We start from the raw sequence: 15,737 nt of genomic DNA, 5'->3' as shown, positions 1-15,737 counted from the left end.
GGAGCCACTTTTTTATGGGAAATTTCATGGGAAATAAAGCTAAATAAGTTGTGCATAATTACCAGCTTTTTCGGTAAAAATACGTGAAGATAATAATTCATATGGAGGTATGTTAATGAAGGGATATATAGAAATTTTAGATGTATTTGCAAGAGAGGTATTAGACTCTAGAGCAAATCCTACTATTGAAGTTGAGGTTGTTGTTGAAGGAGACTTTGTAGGAACAGCTATTGTGCCTTCAGGAGCTTCAACAGGAGAGAGAGAAGCTATTGAATTACGTGATGATGATCCTTCACGTTATATGGGAAAAGGTGTTACAAAAGCTGTAGATAATGTTAATAACATTATTGCGGAAGCTATTATTGGTATGAATGCTATTGATCAAGCTAAAATTGACCAAACAATGATTGACTTAGATGGCACATCTACTAAGTCTAAACTTGGTGCAAATGCTATCTTAGCTGTATCTATGGCTGTAGCTAAAGCAGCAGCTAAAGCACTTAAGCTACCACTTTATCAATATTTAGGTGGTGTAAATGCTAAAGTACTTCCAGTACCTATGATGAACATTTTAAATGGTGGAGAACATGCAGACAATACTGTAGACCTTCAAGAATTTATGATTATGCCAGTTGGGGCAACATCATTTAAACATGCACTTCAAATGTGTGTAGAAGTTTATCATACACTTAAAAAAGTACTCAATTCTAAAGGGCTTGCAACTGGCGTTGGAGATGAAGGTGGATTTGCACCAAACTTAGCAACAGCTGATGAAGTATTATCACTTATTGTGGAAGCTATTGAAAAAGCAGGATATAAACCTGGTGAACAAATGTTCATTGCAATGGATGCAGCTGCTTCAGAACTTTATAATAAAGAAGATAAGAAATACTACTTCAAAGGTGAAAGTCAAATGACTGGTAAAGAAGTAGTACGTACTTCAGAAGATATGGTAGATTACTATGAAAGTTTAGTTAATAAATTCCCTATTATTTCACTTGAAGATGGTCTTGGTGAAAATGACTGGGATGGATGGAAACTTCTTACCGACAGACTTGGCAAACGTATTCAACTTGTTGGTGATGACTTATTCGTTACAAATACAGCTATTCTTGAAAAAGGTATTGAAGCTAAAGTTGGTAACTCAATTCTTATCAAGGTTAACCAAATTGGTACACTTACAGAAACATTCAATGCTATTGAAATGGCTAATCGTGCAGGCTATACAGCAGTTGTATCACACCGCTCTGGTGAATCAGAAGATAACACTATTGCAGATATCGTAGTAGCTGTAAATGCAGGACAAATTAAAACAGGAGCACCAGCTCGTTCAGACCGTGTTGCTAAATACAATCAACTTCTCCGTATCGAAGAACAACTTGAAGATATTGCTGAATTTAGAGGAAGAAAATCATTCTTTAACTTAGAATAAGAAAATAATATAAAAGATAGTTTTTATAAAAATGCGTAAATCTTAAAAGGGATTTGCGCATTTTTTATATGTGGGTAATTAATATATTACATAAATGTAATAATATTTTAAATTGTTAGAAATTAAAAATTGTTATATAATGTTTTTAAGGTGTACTTTATAAACTAAATAAATAAGGAGAGGAAATATATGAGCGAGGAAAATAAACAAGGGTAGATATAACAAAAAAGGATGACATGATGGATGGTGGCTTTGCAGTCGTAGATAGAGAAAGACTTATTGCAGAGGAAACTAAAGTTATTACACCATGGTACAAGAATTTAATTAACTTATTTATAGCACCTACAAAAGCTATGGAAGAAACAATTGAGGCAGATCCTGTAAAAGGGACAGGCTTAGGAATCTTTTGGGCAAGTTTCTTTTCAGTTATTTTTACTGTATTAACTTTTATAAATCCGTTACAAAAACAAGCGCTATTTGATACATTGAGACAAGTTGGTACTGCAGAAGATAAACTAGAACAATCCTATCAATTACAACTTATTAGTGGGAGTATAATGGTTGTTATAACAGTTATTTTGGGGGCATTTATTTCAGCACTTGGCTTACAAATTATGCGTGCTATTTGTAAAGATAAAGGAAGTTTTAAAAAGCTTTTTATTATTGCGCTATTCTCATGTATCGTTTCATCAGGTTTAAATTGTATTGATACAGCACTTCAATTAGCTATTGGTACAAAAATAAGTGTATTAGGAATTGGTGCTGTTTTAGGAGCAAGTGCAGCTAATCCTATGCTTCAAACTTTAGCCGCTACACTTTCAATTCCAACTATATGGAGTCTTGTAATCCTTATTGTAGGATATAAGGTAATGACACGTAAAAGTGCAGTTAAAGCTACTATTGTTGTACTTATTTTAGAAGCTATAAGTGTAGGATTTACATATAGTATGATGATGCTTTCACAAACAGCAATGAGTATGGTACAATAGTTGCTTTTTGTGACTATTTCTGATATGATTAGATAAGATGTACACAATATGGTTTCAAGGAGGCTTTATATAATGGAGATTCTCAAACTTGTGATAACAGTATTATTTGTTATTGCAGCTCTTGCCATTATTGTTGTTGTCTTATTGCAAGAAGGTAAGTCAGCTGGTTTAGGTTCTTTAAATGGATCAACTGGAAATAGTGACAGCTATTGGGAAAAGAACAAAAAGAATACATTAGAAGGCAAATTTGAAACATGGACAAAAATTACAGCAGGATTATTCGTTGTATTTGCACTTGTTTTAATGTTAATGAATTCTAATGGTAAAGTAGCTCAAACACAAGTTCCAGCAACAAATGTAGAAACAACTACAGATCAAAATGCTGAAGCTACAACAGAAGGTGAAGCCGCTACAACAGATGTAGCAACAGAAGCTACAGATGCAGCAGACAACCAAGCAGCAAATGAGGCAGACGCAGATAATGCAGATGCAACAACAGACAATGCACAAGAAAGTGCAACTAGCTCTAATTAATAAAAAGCAAACACTTTACAAAATCGGTCCTAATATAGGAGAGATGATGGTAGGGTGTTTTTTTATTAAAATTAACTTTTGTCATTAAAAGTTTGACTTGAATATAATATTAGTAGAGAGTATGATATGATAAGTTTACTTTATTTACGAAGCTTGATTAAAAAGTAGTAATAAGTACAAACTATAAATAGCGTGTTACTTAAGTAAAAATAAATTGATAATTAGATAGGATATACAAATACAAACTTATTTTTGTAAAGAAAAGAGATGAGAAAGTGAAACAATCAAAAAAGAAATACAACAAAAACAGTAAAGCTAATAAAAATGGTAGAAAAGACAATTTCCGTCGTAAACCGGATGTAATGCATGTGGAGCCAAGACCAGTTAAAGTGGAACGTACTTATGCTTCAGAAGAAGAAAAGAAACAAATGGAGCAAAGAAAAAATGTTTTAGTAGAGTTTGTTAAAAATCCTAATTATGCACCACTTAAGATTAAAGAGCTTATGATGGTACTTCAAGTACCGCCTTCAGATCGCAAAGTTTTAGAAGAACTTTTAGGTGAGCTTATTGAAGAGGGAAAACTTATCCGTACAAAACGCGGTAAATTTGCAAGACCGCAAACTTATAACCTTTTAGCAGGTACATTCCAAGGACATCCAAAAGGATTTGGTTTTTTAATCTTAGATGAAGATGAAAAAGATGTATTCATCCCAGCTTCAGGAGTAAATGGTGCCCTTCACAAAGACCGTGTATTATGTCGTATTACAAGACCAGCAACTGCTGAAAAGCGTGCAGAAGCAGAGGTCATTGAAATATTAGAAAGAGGTCCAGAAAGCCTTGTAGGTACTTACCAAGAAAGTGAAAACTTCGGCTTTGTAGTACCTGATGAACAAAAATATGCGAGAGATATTTTCATTCCTAAGAAATTCTCTAAAGGTGCTGTTACAGGACATAAAGTACTTGTTCAAGTAACTGATTGGGCAGAAGAAAGAAGAAATCCAGAAGGTAAAGTTCTTTCTATTTTAGGACACGTTAATGATCCAGGTGTAGATATTTTATCAATCATTTATCAATATGATCTGCCAATCGAATTCCCAGAAGAAGTTATGAATGAAGTTGAAAATGTGCCAAATGAAGTAGATGATAAAGATAAAGTAGGTAGAACAGATTTTCGTCATATTCCTATGGTAACAATCGATGGGGAAGATGCAAAAGATTTAGATGATGCTATTTCTCTTGAAAAATTAGATAATGGTATGTATCGTTTAGGGGTACACATTGCGGACGTTACACATTATGTAAAAGAAAATCATCCATTAGATAGAGAAGCTTATGAGCGTGGAACAAGTGTTTACCTTGTAGACAGGGTTATTCCAATGTTACCACATAAATTAAGTAATGGACTTTGTTCATTAAATGCCCATGTAGATCGTTTAGCTCTTACATGTATGATGGATATTGATAAAAATGGTCATGTACAAAGTCATGAAATCATGGAAACAGTTATTAAAATTGATGAACGTATGACTTATACAAACGTGAAGAAGATTTTAGTAGATGAAGATAAAGCATTAATTGAACGTTACAAAGATTTCGTACCAATGTTTAAGACAATGGAAGATTAGCAGCTATTTTACGTGAAAAACGTATTAAACGTGGAGCCATTGACTTTGACTTTCCTGAAACTAAGGTAATCTTAGATAAAGAAGGGCATCCAATTGAAATGAAACCATATGATAGAAACGTTGCAACACGTATTATTGAAGAGTTCATGCTTATTTGTAATGAAACAATAGCAGAAGATTATTATTGGCAAGAAAAACCTTTTGTATTCCGTAGCCATGAGGATCCAGATCCAGAAAAAATGATGGCCCTTACAGAGTTCATTAGTAACTTTGGTTATACAATGAAAGGTGTAAGTACAAAAGTACATCCTAAAGATATGCAAAAAGTTTTAGGAGAAGTAGAAGGCAAGCCAGAAGAAAATATCATTAGCCACTTATTACTTCGTTCTATGAAACAAGCACGTTATACAGCTGAATGCAATGGACACTTTGGTTTAGCGGCACGTTACTATTGCCACTTTACATCACCAATTCGTCGTTACCCTGATCTTCAAATCCACCGTTTAATCAAGATGAATATCCATCACCAATTAAAAGGCAAAAAAGAAGGGCAGCTCATTGAACGTATGCCAGAAGTAGCTAAACAATGTTCAATGCGTGAACGCCGTGCAGAAGAAGCAGAACGTGAAACAATCAAACTTAAGAAAGTTGAGTTTATGGAACAACATGTGGGCGAAATGTTCGAAGGTATTATTACAGGTACAACTTCATGGGGCTGCTATGTAGAGCTTCCTAATACTGTAGAAGGGCTTGTACATGTAAATGAAATGGCTGATGACTATTACATTTATGATGAAAATGGACACCAATGGATTGGTGAACATAGTAAGCAAATTTACCGCTTAGGTGACCGCGTATTTATCCAAGTATTAAAAACAGATACAATGACAAGAAGTATTGACTTTAGATTTGTAACTGAAGAAGAATATAATAAAGGTGATAGTGTGTATGAATCTGTATCTGAGGATTATGATGATGAAGAAGAATTAGATCCAGCAGAACTTGCACGTTATGAATCTATTCTTAATAGTATAGAGAAGTAAAGTATAGAGTGAAGCTGGGTGGCTGTGGTTGCCTAGCTTCTTTTTTGGGTTTATGCGTGGATTGGGGATAAGTGACAAAACCGTATTTTTCCTGTAACCTCACTGCATTGAAAGCTAGGGTAAAAATAGTTTGTTGGTTGAATAAAGGATGAAATTGTGGTGTAATGGATAGAGATGAGAGAAATATAGCAGAAAAGTAGGGAGTTAGTGTGAAAAAGTATAAGAAAGTGTTGAAATCTATTGTGAGAAAGGTGTTAAAGACTATAATGCGTGCGGCGTTAGTGGCGGGGATTATTGGAATGGCTTTAACTGGAGCTGGTGAGTGGTTGGGGGTATTTCACGATAGAAGTATAGCTGCTATGAGTGAGCAGTTTACTATGCAGTTTGAAGAGCAAATGCTTAAGTTACCTATAGTAGGCAAGAATCCTGTGGAAGAGCAAAGCGTGGAAGAATTTGTAGGTGTGCCTTATGTGAAGGATCCTTTACCCATTTCAAATAAAAGACCAGGTAAAAAGAGAAAAATTAAATATATTGTGGTACATAATACGGCTAATGAGATGAGTACAGCACGTAATGAGAGGGATTATCTCAGTAATACAGCTAATACAGCTAGTACATCTTGGAATATTGTAGTGGATAATGATGAGATAATAGAGGCTGTGCCTGTAAATGAAGTTGCTTTTCATGCAGGAGATTGGGAAGGTAATCAATATGGTATAGGCATTGAGCTTTGTGAGTCAGATAATATGACCACGACAGAGAAAAATGCAGCTAGACTCATTGCGTATTTAATGAAAGCGTATGATATACCTATTGAGAATGTAAAGACGCATAAGGATTTCAGTGGAAAAGAGTGTCCAAGAAAGACTTTGATGCATTGGGATACTTTTAAGGAGCGAATAGAAAAGGAATATAAACGTTTATAGAGATGTTGCCATGAATTTCATATTGCAAAAAGCATAAGAGATTTTATAGAATATTGTAATGTGAAAGAGAGGCGTTAATATGGTAATAAGAATGCATATGACGAGAGTATTAATCGTCGTAGGAATATTATGTATGATTTATTTAAAGGTCATTTAGAGTGCAGTATAAATAGAACTGGACTCTTTTTTGTTTATGTACTTGTTAGTGGAATACAAAAGAAAATACATCTTTATGTTAGGTGTGAAAATGATTGCAGCACAAAATATTAAAAGATTGCCTTAGAAGAAATGAAATATTCTAAGACAGCCTTTTTTATTGACGTTAAATGTGATGAAGTTTCTTCTTGTATACCTACAATCGTTTTTAATGAATCAAAGTTGTGTACGAAGGTGGTATTATCTGTTGAAAGTAATTTGAAAAAAGGTGCATCTGACATATACACCATAGTTGAAAGGTCTAAGCTAGAGGCATCAACAAAGTTACTAGAATCTAATGCTTGACCTTCAGCCGGAATAGTGGTATCTAATTGTTTAGTGATACTCTCAGCTCTTAGGGTGCAGTAAGCGTTTAGTGTAGTACAACCTTTTTCAAATTCTTCATAAGTATAAAAAGCTATTGGATCTTTTGCAACATAAGGTGCAATAAGAGTTTTGGTAGTGCTAACTTCATGAGCTAGCCAACCACTACTAATAATGTCATCTAGAAATACATAATATAATAATGGCAAATAGGCCAATTGACATCTTGTGTACTTGTGACAGCATCAGGTGCAGGAGCAAAAGCAGTAGCATTAAAACTAAAGCTGAGATTATAATTCCATGGGATAAATGAAAAACGCCCATCCTCCTCATAGATATGGTAGTTACGTGGGGAACTGCCAATGTAACTATCTGTATTATTAACAAAGGCACGAACATATAAACCAACTATATTTTTTGTAGAAATGATGAATATTTTGGTAAACGTATTGCCACAAGAACATTAGAAATCTAATGCATAAGTCATCTAAGATAATAGATGGCTATGGTGCATTTGATAAAAGTGACTGGGGCTTAGACCATAATGCTTTTTAAAGAGTCTAGAAAAGTAATTGCTATCTGAAAAGCCGCAAGTTAAGGCAATATCTGAAATAGAAAGATCGGAAGTCTTTAAGTAATTGGCAGCTTTTTCGAGGCGAAGCATCTGAATATAGTGCATGGGTGTGGTGCTTTTAATCTCATAAAAGCGCCTTGAAAAGTGTCTGGTGGAAAATCCGGCTAGCTTGGCTAAGGCTTCTAGATGAATATCTTCTGTATAGGAAGATTCCATGTAGGCAATAGCACGAGCCATGCTCATAACATCTGTAGATTTAACAGAATTGGTGGTAGTATAAAGTCGTGAAAGCAGAACAGTGAGGCTATAGAAGTAGCCGGTGACCAAGGTTTTAAATCCTATATTTTGTGCTTCATATTCTGCAATCATTAAAGTAATCATCCTATGAACTGTTTCATAATCAGTAGGAGAAAGTTTAAAATGACTTTGAAAACCACCCTTTTGAAATAAAATAGGTTCAATAATGAAGAGTCCCTGATATCCAGGGGCTTTTTTGATATCATAATCTGATTTAAAAAAGAAATCTGGCTGAAACATAAGATTGCAGATTTTAAAGTCTTTAGGATTTTTATAGCCATGATAAGTATCTGAGCCAATAATGAAGACATCGCCCTTAGAAATATAAAAAGATTCTTCGTTGACAATATGTGTGGCACTACCATTTAAAACAAAGGTGATTTCTAAGAAATCACCATGACTATGTAAATATAGATTTTCCTCATGAAAGCCATATTGAATCATGAAAGGAAAGCTTGTATCTTTGGTAAAGAAGTTAAGTTGCATCTGAAACATGGTGTCATCTCCCGTCCTTTTTGTGCTAAAACGTGTCTAAATACTCAAGGAAAAATGTGAAAAATCCTTCTATAATTAATATTATTCAAGGTCGCAAGAAAAACAAGAATTCTTGCTTACAATCTATAAAAAAGTGGTATCACCTGTTATGAAAAGGAGGTATAAAGATGGCAAAGTTTAAGACATTTAGCAAGAAGTTTCAAGTAGTAGCACTTTCTACAGTGATGTTTGCTTTAAGTGGTATACCTGTAAATGTAATGGCAGCAAATGATTTAGATGTATTTGATCAGCTCAGTCAAGAAGAAATAACTAAGGCGATGGGAGCAGGATGGAATCTAGGGAATACTATGGAAGCCTTTAATGAATCTGGTCCTAATGAACAAATGTGGGGAAATCCTAAAGTGACACCAGAACTTTTTAAGGCTGTTAAAAAAGCTGGATTTGATACAGTACGTATCCCAGTCAGTTTATTAAATTACATTGGCGATGCACCAGAGTATAAGATTAAAGAAGATTGGCTGAAACGTGTGAAAGAAGTGGTAGACTATGCTTATGATGCTGGACTTTATGTCATATTAGATGGTGTACATGGGGATGGTTATCATACCATTGATAAAGCGTGGCTTTTAATCACAGATCAAGACCAAGAAACAGTGAAGGCAAAATATCAAAAAGTCTGGCAGCAATATGCTGAAGTTTTCAAGGATTATGATGAACATATTATCTTTGAATCTATGAATGAAGTATTTAATGGTGACTATGGTAATCCAGATAGGGCACTTTATAAAAATATCAATGCCTACAATCAAGTGTTTGTAGATACCATTAGAAAATCTGGTGGTAATAATGCAGACAGATGGTTATTAATACCTGGCTGGAATACAAATATTGACCATACAAGTGGTAATTTCGGTTTTGAATTACCAAAGGATAGTTATCGCTCAGAGGATATTCCAAGTGATGAACAAAGATTAATGATTTCTGTACATTATTATTCACCTTATGAATTTGCTCTAGATAATTCAAGCAGTATTACACAATGGGGCAAAATAGCTACAGAGGCTTGGCGCAAATCTAGCTGGGGCCAGGAAGACTATATGGATTCACAACTTGCCCTCATGTACAATAAGTTTGTCAAAAAAGGTTATCCTGTTGTAATCGGAGAATATTGTGCAACAGATAAGACAAATCAAGACCCTAATAATGATATTTACCGTACATACTTTAGTAAGACATTATGCGAAACATGTAAGAAATACAAATCTATTCCTGTATATTGGGATATAGGTGCTAAAGGACCTGGAGGTTCATGTCTTATTGATCGAAAGACTTATGAAGTTGTCAATGAATCTATTGTCAATGCTATTATGGAAGGCATGGGCAAAACAGTAACCGAAGAACCGATAACACCAGAAAATCCAGTGCAGCCAACGGAGCCAGATATACCTGTGCAACCAGAAAATCCAACGCAGCCAACGGAGCCAGAAAAGCCAGATACACCGGATATACCAGTTGGCAATTTGTCAGATGTGATACCTGAGGTAAGTTTAGAATCTAACTTTGATGGTACAGTGACACAAAACTGTAGCATTACTTCTGTAGGGAAAGAAGCTATGGATTTATCTAAGCTTACAATTCGTTACTACTACGATCGCAAAGGCACAAAAGCACAAAGCTTCTGGTGTGATAATGCAGGATTACAGCTAAGTGTAGCGCCATATTATACAAATATGACATCAGCAGTTCAAGCAACCTTTAAAGAAAATTATCTTGAACTTTCATTTGATACTAATGAAGTTCTTGAGACTGGTGCGGGAAATCTAACGATGCAAATGCGTTTTGCACAAAGTGATTGGTCTAAATATAGTGGATTCGTAGATAAGGGTTATGAAGTTTATTATGATGGCGTAAAAGTAGTAAAATAAACCTCTAAGTGAGATAAGTAACAATAAAAATAAGAAGAGTAATAGGAATAAATATGTAAATAGAGAAGAAATAAGCCTGTAAATGAGATAGGGAAAGATAATAGGGAATTTGCAAGAAATAATAATGAGATTTTAGGGCGTAGTGGTTTTTAACTGCTACGCTATTTTTTTTACAGCATATTGTAAACTTTTGAGCGATATTAGGTTGATAATGCAAAAACAAAGTGTTATGATGCAAATAAATAGTAAACTGAAAATTTTATAAGGTTTACAATATTGAAAACGGGGGATTAAAATGACAGGAATCGTTGAAACACTCAAAGAAAAAGTTTTAGCAGGTAATTTAATTAGTAAAGAAGAAGCCATGACTTTAGTAGATGTGCCTTTAGAAGCTTTGGCATTAGCGGCAGATGAGATTCGCGAAGCTTTTTGTGGCAATCGTTTTGATATGTGTACCATTATTAATGGTAAATGTGGCAAATGTTCAGAGGACTGTAAATATTGTTCTCAAAGTGCCCATTATAATACAAATTGTGAAGAGAGTTACCCATTATTAGATACGAGAGCAATACTTGCACAGGCTAAAAATAATGATGACCGCGGGGTACTGCGTTATTCTATTGTTACTTCAGGAAAACGTTTATCAAATGTAGAAGTGGATCAGGTGTGTGAAAGTATTAAAACTATTAAAGCTGAGACAGGTATTGAGGTATGTGTTTCTTTTGGTCTTTTAGATGAAGAGCAGTTCCGTAAAATCAAGGCAGCAGGTGCTTCAAGAGTGCACTGTAATCTAGAGTCTTCAAGGAGATTTTTCAAAGAAGTTTGCAGCACCCATACATATGATGAAAAAATCGAAACATTAAAAGCAGCCCAAAGAGCAGGCCTTTCTATTTGTTCAGGGGGAATTATGGGACTTGGCGAAACCATGGAAGATCGTATCGATATGGTTTTAACAGCTAGAGAACTTGGGGTGAAATCAATTCCTGTGAATTTACTGAATCCTATTCCAGGGACACCTTATGAACATAATCGCATTTTAACCAATGAAGAACTTTGCAAAATCGTAGCGATCTTTAGATTCTTAATTCCGGATGGATCCATCAGACTGGCAGGAGGAAGAGGACTTGTGGGTGATAAAGGAGAGAAATGTTTTAAAAGTGGGGCTAATGCAGCCATTTCAGGGGATATGTTAACCACAGCAGGAATCACTGTAGAAACAGATTTAAAATTATTAGGTGAGTTAGGCTACGAAGTAAGACTAGAAAGTTAATGAAGTGATACAGAAGTTATACACATATATGAGACAACTAGGGTGACTAATCTGAATATAAATATGTAAAGAAATCAATATACAGGAAGAGTAGAAAGGTTAGGAAAAAAGATGATTTGGTATCCTTATGAACAAATGAAAACAATGAAAGCTTGGTTTCGATCATGAGAAATAAAATAGAGATTCGAGACTTAACCATGATTGCATTACTGATGCGCTCTTGACCATATTAGGTATATTTAAAATATCGGCCATTATATCGGGGACGGAATTTCAACTTTCCGCCTCTTTTGCTGTGTGTATTGCAGAAGCTTTTGGTTTTAAACGCTATTTAGGCATCAGCATTTTGGCAAGTTGTATGAATTTATTAATGGGGACACATACCATTTTAAATGTGACAGTGGCTATGGTCTTTCGCATTGTTGTAGGACTTATGATTACAATTTGTGGAGTAAATCCTATAAGTTTAATGATTAGTAGTCCTATAGGGAGGACTATATTAGGACGGATTGTATTAGGTGGGATTTTACATACAGATTGCAAAGAGATTGCAAAGTGCTTAATTATAGGCGCCGTGCCGGGAATGAGCTTTATAGCCGTAATAGCGGTTATATATTTTCTATGATTGATGAAGCCTATGATACTGGCGTGATAGGAGAAGGTGGAAGAGGAACGGAAGCACATTTTCATATGAAGGGAAAAGCAGATATCTTAATGGGCACACTGAGTAAAGCCTTTGGCAGTGAAGGAGGCTATGTATGTGGCAATGAAATTTTAATTCAGTATCTTAGAAATAAGGCAAGAAGTTTCATCTTTTCGACTTCATTATCGCCTGTCACCATGGCAGCAGCATTAAGTGGCGTGAAATTATTGAAGGCGCAGCCGGAGCGAGCGGAGAAACTTAAGGAGAATATCAAACGGTTTTGTAAATGTTTAAATGAAGAGGGACTAGATGTTACCTCAGAAACGGCGATTATTCCTATACGCATAGGGGATGAGAAAAAAGCTTTAAAAGTCGCTAAGGTACTGAAAGAAGATGGATATTATATTTCGGCGATTCGTTATCCTACGGTCAAAAAAGGAGAAGCGATGTTAAGAGTGGCATTAATGTATTCCCATACACAAGTAGAATTAAAGGATGCGGCTAAGGCGATTGCGAAGAGAGTCAAAGAAAATAAGTAGGGCAGAGGGATTGAATAAAGAGCTTTGGTGAAATTTCACTAAGGCTCTTTATTTGTTTTTGTAAATAATCATGGTAGCTGTTTTTTGTATGGCAGCTTTGGTATAGCATAGGTAAAAAATGTATAAGCTAAATAAGATATTTAAGAAACAAATTATTAATGATTAAAGAAATATTAAAATATAGTAAATTTTAGTTAATAATAATTATTTGATATGATGTATTATAGAGGAATCAAACAGGACATTAATTTCTTATCTTTTGGGATTGCCCTTAATGTAAGCGGCGTTGTCACAGATAAAGGAACTTATGAATTAGATTTCGTCGTACTTTGTATCGGATTTAGACCAAATACAGCCAAAATTAGAAACACTTCCAAATGGTGCAATCGTAATTGATGACTATATGGAAACAAGTGAAAAAGACGTATTCGCAGCAGGAAATTGCTGTATGGTGCGTTAAAATCCAGCAGAAGATAATGGATATATCCCACTTGCAACAAATGCAGTACGTTTGGGAACAATAATTGCTCACCATATTAAAGAAAAAAACTTAAATACATGGGTATACAAGGTACATCAGGTATTAAAATCTATGACTTAAATATTGTCTCAACAGGTATGACAGAAGAAATCGCAAAAGCGACAACACCTATGAACATCGCATCATGCGAAATCACAACAACACACAGAGCAGAAGTCATGGTAATATTCGAAGAAGTTATAATTAAAATCGATGCAGACACAAAACGTCTCTTAGATGGTCAAATCGCATCTAAATATGATTTAACTGAGACGATGAATACATTTATCAGTAGTAATTCAAAATAAGATGACAATCGAAGAGCTTGTGTTAACGGACTTCTTCTTCCAACCACATTATAATAGCCCATGAAGAATTCTTAACCAAGTAGCATTGAAAGCCTTATAAGAAGTGCTTTAAGAAAAGGCAGCTACCTAGAGAAAGCATTTGGAAGATAAGTTAAAGGTAGTACTTGATAGGTAAGGTGCGTGGCAATGCAAATTAGATGGATGATTTTGGAATATAGAAGATAGTAGGAGCTTTAGGTGAATGACTTGAGGAGCTGCTATAAATATGGATTTGGCCTTTTGAGTGCGGATGTGCATTTTGGAAGGCTTTTGAAGAAGAAATTTAGCGTGTAGAAGGAGAAAGAATATGAGTACAGAAGTATGTCATTGCAAACATGTGATAGAAGAAACTATTTATGAATGATAATCTATAAAACTTATATACTAATAAAGAAAGAAGGCCAGCTATGAGCAATATTAATGAAGAATTAATCAAAGACCGTTTAACAAAGACATGTCCATGTCAACAAGTGTCACGTCATGAAATCAAAGAAGCGATTAAAAGTGGTGCAACAACTGTGGATCGTGTGGCAGCGGTAACTGGGGCGACTACTGGGCGTTGTAATGGCTGTAGATGTAGAGGAAGCATTGAAGATTTAATTCAAAAATATACAGAAGATGAATACTAAAATAAGATTAGGAATTCAATATTATTAAACTATAGGTTTAAAGAGTTATGACAACTAACTACTTGCAAAAGTGGAAAAGTATGATATAATAAAAAACATAATTGTGAAGAAAGGAGCACACCATGGCTAAGGATAGAACTGGCTTTAAAGTAATTGCCAACAATAAAAAAGCAAATCATGACTATTTTATAGAAGAAGTTTATGAAGCAGGAATTGTACTTGCTGGTACTGAAGTAAAATCTATTCGTCAAGGAGGTTGCTCAATCAAAGAAAGTTTTATCAAGATCAGAAATAGCGAAGCATTTATCTTAAACATGCACGTTAATCCATATGATCACGGTAACATTTTCAACAAAGAGCCTTTACGTACACGTAAGCTTTTACTTCACAAAAGAGAGATTGATAAACTCATTGGTGAAACAACTCAAAAGGGTATGACACTTGTACCAATGCGTGTTTATATCAAAGGAAGTCTGGTAAAGGTAGAATTTGGTCTAGCACGTGGTAAAAAACTTCATGACAAACGTCAGGATATCGCCAAAAAAGATGTAAGACGTGCAAATGAGCGTGAGTTTAAAATCAAAAACATCTAAGATTTCAGTTTTGGAATTTAAATTTGTTACCATTAGCTTATACTAGCTATTTAAGATAGCATAAGCTATAATGATAAATACAAGTCGCTTAAGCAGTAAGCTTAAAGAGCAAGATCTAACTGCCAGATAGTCGACTGGTCGTTAAACCAAAACAAAAACCTTATTAGAAATGAGAGTATGTTTTCACAGCGTTAGGAAGCACTCATTTCAGAACGAAAACAAACGTTTTAATAAAACGTAAGTTTTGTTTTTTAATAAGGGGGTGCACTGGTTTCGACGGGGGTCACATCTAATGGGGCAGCCATCCGTAGTACGCCGGAGTCTACGTTAAAAGCTGGCACTAAAAATAAACGCTAACGATAATTTAGCAATCGCTGCCTAATTAATGGCATGCAGTCCGCCTAGGTCCTCCGCAACCTAGATTCGGGCTTCGACTCGCGGATCCTCCACCCGGCAAAGCTTTGAGCCGACGTGGATATTATGAAGCTACTGAAATCTAGAACCTGTCTTTGGGTGCTAGATGGAGGGAATGTCAAAACAAAGAATATGATGGTAGAGACCACGCTATATGGGCTTTCGGACAGGAGTTCGATTCTCCTCACCTCCATGAACTAAATCCTCGAACTTAGAAAAATCTAGGTTCGGGGGTTTTGGAATTTTTAACGGAAAATTACTTAAGTTGGAAAACTAGATAAAAATTTACTAATCCTTGTGTAGCAGAGAAAATAGTTTGCAGAGGGATTTTTTTATTGTCTAGGAAAGTTCTACTTTCTTGGATGATTTTACAAAAATTCCATCATATGACAAAAACTAAAAATTTGTATACTAAATAAACTT

General features: G+C 34.9%; 16 protein-coding genes, 1 other RNA gene and 1 pseudogene. 15 read left to right on the top strand and 3 right to left on the bottom strand.

Features of this window, described 5'->3' with window-relative positions:
- Nucleotides 1-115: 115 nt before the first annotated feature.
- The 5 genes and pseudogenes from eno to JCM14822_RS15775 all read left to right on the top strand — a co-directional run bounded on the left by eno (nt 116) and on the right by JCM14822_RS15775 (nt 6,549).
- Nucleotides 116-1,432, top strand: a complete 1,317-nt coding sequence (gene eno, locus JCM14822_RS15795) for a phosphopyruvate hydratase (RefSeq protein ID WP_054743293.1) — start codon at nt 116-118, stop codon at nt 1,430-1,432.
- Between the two features lie 239 nt (nt 1,433-1,671).
- The gene (locus tag JCM14822_RS15790; RefSeq protein ID WP_054743292.1) at nt 1,672-2,421 is read left to right on the top strand and encodes a YIP1 family protein; all 750 of its coding nucleotides are present in this window, start codon (nt 1,672-1,674) and stop codon (nt 2,419-2,421) included.
- Between the two features lie 72 nt (nt 2,422-2,493).
- Nucleotides 2,494-2,955: a preprotein translocase subunit SecG gene (gene secG, locus JCM14822_RS19575; RefSeq protein ID WP_083461505.1), complete on the top strand. Its 462-nt coding sequence runs from the start codon at nt 2,494-2,496 to the stop codon at nt 2,953-2,955.
- Between the two features lie 428 nt (nt 2,956-3,383).
- Nucleotides 3,384-5,506, top strand: a pseudogene (gene rnr / locus JCM14822_RS24615) (ribonuclease R); the annotation flags it as partial.
- Nucleotides 5,507-5,832: 326 nt separating this feature from the next.
- Nucleotides 5,833-6,549 (top strand): peptidoglycan recognition protein family protein, encoded by a 717-nt coding sequence (locus JCM14822_RS15775; protein ID WP_157047826.1) that lies wholly within the window; start codon nt 5,833-5,835, stop codon nt 6,547-6,549.
- Nucleotides 6,550-6,815: 266 nt separating this feature from the next.
- Here the strand turns inward: JCM14822_RS15775 and JCM14822_RS15770 are convergent, their stop codons facing one another.
- The 3 genes from JCM14822_RS15770 to JCM14822_RS15765 form a co-directional block, all read right to left on the bottom strand.
- Nucleotides 6,816-7,277: a hypothetical protein gene (locus JCM14822_RS15770; RefSeq protein WP_054743290.1), complete on the bottom strand. Its 462-nt coding sequence runs from the start codon at nt 7,275-7,277 to the stop codon at nt 6,816-6,818.
- Nucleotides 7,250-7,480 (bottom strand): CotH kinase family protein, encoded by a 231-nt coding sequence (locus tag JCM14822_RS25205; protein WP_408606216.1) that lies wholly within the window; start codon nt 7,478-7,480, stop codon nt 7,250-7,252. The genes JCM14822_RS15770 and JCM14822_RS25205 overlap by 28 nt, the downstream gene beginning before the upstream one ends.
- Before the next feature lie 75 nt (nt 7,481-7,555).
- Nucleotides 7,556-8,434, bottom strand: a complete 879-nt coding sequence (locus tag JCM14822_RS15765) for an AraC family transcriptional regulator (RefSeq protein ID WP_054743289.1) — start codon at nt 8,432-8,434, stop codon at nt 7,556-7,558.
- A gap of 167 nt (nt 8,435-8,601) precedes the next feature.
- Here JCM14822_RS15765 and JCM14822_RS22735 point away from each other — a divergent pair, with 167 nt between their 5' ends.
- The 10 genes from JCM14822_RS22735 to ssrA all read left to right on the top strand — a co-directional run bounded on the left by JCM14822_RS22735 (nt 8,602) and on the right by ssrA (nt 15,510).
- On the top strand, nt 8,602-10,359 hold the full coding sequence (locus JCM14822_RS22735; RefSeq protein WP_083461504.1) for a cellulase family glycosylhydrolase: 1,758 nt from the start codon (nt 8,602-8,604) through the stop codon (nt 10,357-10,359).
- A gap of 295 nt (nt 10,360-10,654) precedes the next feature.
- A complete protein-coding gene (gene bioB / locus JCM14822_RS15755) occupies nt 10,655-11,629 on the top strand; it encodes a biotin synthase BioB (RefSeq protein ID WP_054743288.1) in 975 nt (324 codons plus the stop codon).
- A 358-nt stretch (nt 11,630-11,987) separates the two neighbouring features.
- Nucleotides 11,988-12,254, top strand: a complete 267-nt coding sequence (locus JCM14822_RS15750) for a hypothetical protein (protein ID WP_172674841.1) — start codon at nt 11,988-11,990, stop codon at nt 12,252-12,254.
- Nucleotides 12,185-12,811, top strand: a complete 627-nt coding sequence (locus JCM14822_RS15745) for an aminotransferase class I/II-fold pyridoxal phosphate-dependent enzyme (protein WP_242861534.1) — start codon at nt 12,185-12,187, stop codon at nt 12,809-12,811. The genes JCM14822_RS15750 and JCM14822_RS15745 overlap by 70 nt, the downstream gene beginning before the upstream one ends.
- 213 nt (nt 12,812-13,024) lie before the next feature.
- Complete coding sequence (locus JCM14822_RS24145; RefSeq protein ID WP_330377611.1) at nt 13,025-13,207, top strand: hypothetical protein; 183 nt, start codon at nt 13,025-13,027, stop codon at nt 13,205-13,207.
- Nucleotides 13,161-13,271 (top strand): FAD-dependent oxidoreductase, encoded by a 111-nt coding sequence (locus JCM14822_RS24610; protein ID WP_334291655.1) that lies wholly within the window; start codon nt 13,161-13,163, stop codon nt 13,269-13,271. The genes JCM14822_RS24145 and JCM14822_RS24610 overlap by 47 nt, the downstream gene beginning before the upstream one ends.
- 98 nt (nt 13,272-13,369) lie before the next feature.
- Nucleotides 13,370-13,639 (top strand): hypothetical protein, encoded by a 270-nt coding sequence (locus JCM14822_RS24140; protein WP_054743285.1) that lies wholly within the window; start codon nt 13,370-13,372, stop codon nt 13,637-13,639.
- A 446-nt stretch (nt 13,640-14,085) separates the two neighbouring features.
- Nucleotides 14,086-14,307 (top strand): (2Fe-2S)-binding protein, encoded by a 222-nt coding sequence (locus JCM14822_RS15735; RefSeq protein ID WP_054743284.1) that lies wholly within the window; start codon nt 14,086-14,088, stop codon nt 14,305-14,307.
- Nucleotides 14,308-14,429: 122 nt separating this feature from the next.
- Nucleotides 14,430-14,900 carry an SsrA-binding protein SmpB gene (smpB, locus tag JCM14822_RS15730; protein WP_054743283.1) on the top strand — a complete coding sequence of 157 codons (471 nt, stop codon included), beginning with the start codon at nt 14,430-14,432 and terminating at the stop codon, nt 14,898-14,900.
- 258 nt (nt 14,901-15,158) lie between these two features.
- Nucleotides 15,159-15,510: a transfer-messenger RNA gene (ssrA, locus tag JCM14822_RS19570) on the top strand.
- Nucleotides 15,511-15,737 lie beyond the last annotated feature (227 nt).

Source organism: Cellulosilyticum ruminicola JCM 14822 (assembly GCF_001311925.1).
Lineage (GTDB): Bacteria > Bacillota > Clostridia > Lachnospirales > Cellulosilyticaceae > Cellulosilyticum > Cellulosilyticum ruminicola.
Note: the sequence above shows the minus strand (reverse complement) of the source record. Positions and strands in the feature narration are given on the sequence as shown.

Coding starts and splice junctions, on each gene's coding strand:
- smpB (WP_054743283.1), top strand. CDS start 14,430: ATGGCTAAGGATAGAACTGGCTTTAAAGTAATTGCCAACAATAAAAAA.
- eno (WP_054743293.1), top strand. CDS start 116: ATGAAGGGATATATAGAAATTTTAGATGTATTTGCAAGAGAGGTATTA.
- JCM14822_RS24140 (WP_054743285.1), top strand. CDS start 13,370: ATGGGTATACAAGGTACATCAGGTATTAAAATCTATGACTTAAATATT.
- bioB (WP_054743288.1), top strand. CDS start 10,655: ATGACAGGAATCGTTGAAACACTCAAAGAAAAAGTTTTAGCAGGTAAT.
- JCM14822_RS15750 (WP_172674841.1), top strand. CDS start 11,988: ATGAATTTATTAATGGGGACACATACCATTTTAAATGTGACAGTGGCT.
- JCM14822_RS15790 (WP_054743292.1), top strand. CDS start 1,672: ATGGATGGTGGCTTTGCAGTCGTAGATAGAGAAAGACTTATTGCAGAG.
- JCM14822_RS15765 (WP_054743289.1), bottom strand. CDS start 8,434: ATGTTTCAGATGCAACTTAACTTCTTTACCAAAGATACAAGCTTTCCT.
- JCM14822_RS15735 (WP_054743284.1), top strand. CDS start 14,086: ATGAGCAATATTAATGAAGAATTAATCAAAGACCGTTTAACAAAGACA.
- JCM14822_RS24145 (WP_330377611.1), top strand. CDS start 13,025: ATGATGTATTATAGAGGAATCAAACAGGACATTAATTTCTTATCTTTT.
- secG (WP_083461505.1), top strand. CDS start 2,494: ATGGAGATTCTCAAACTTGTGATAACAGTATTATTTGTTATTGCAGCT.
- JCM14822_RS22735 (WP_083461504.1), top strand. CDS start 8,602: ATGGCAAAGTTTAAGACATTTAGCAAGAAGTTTCAAGTAGTAGCACTT.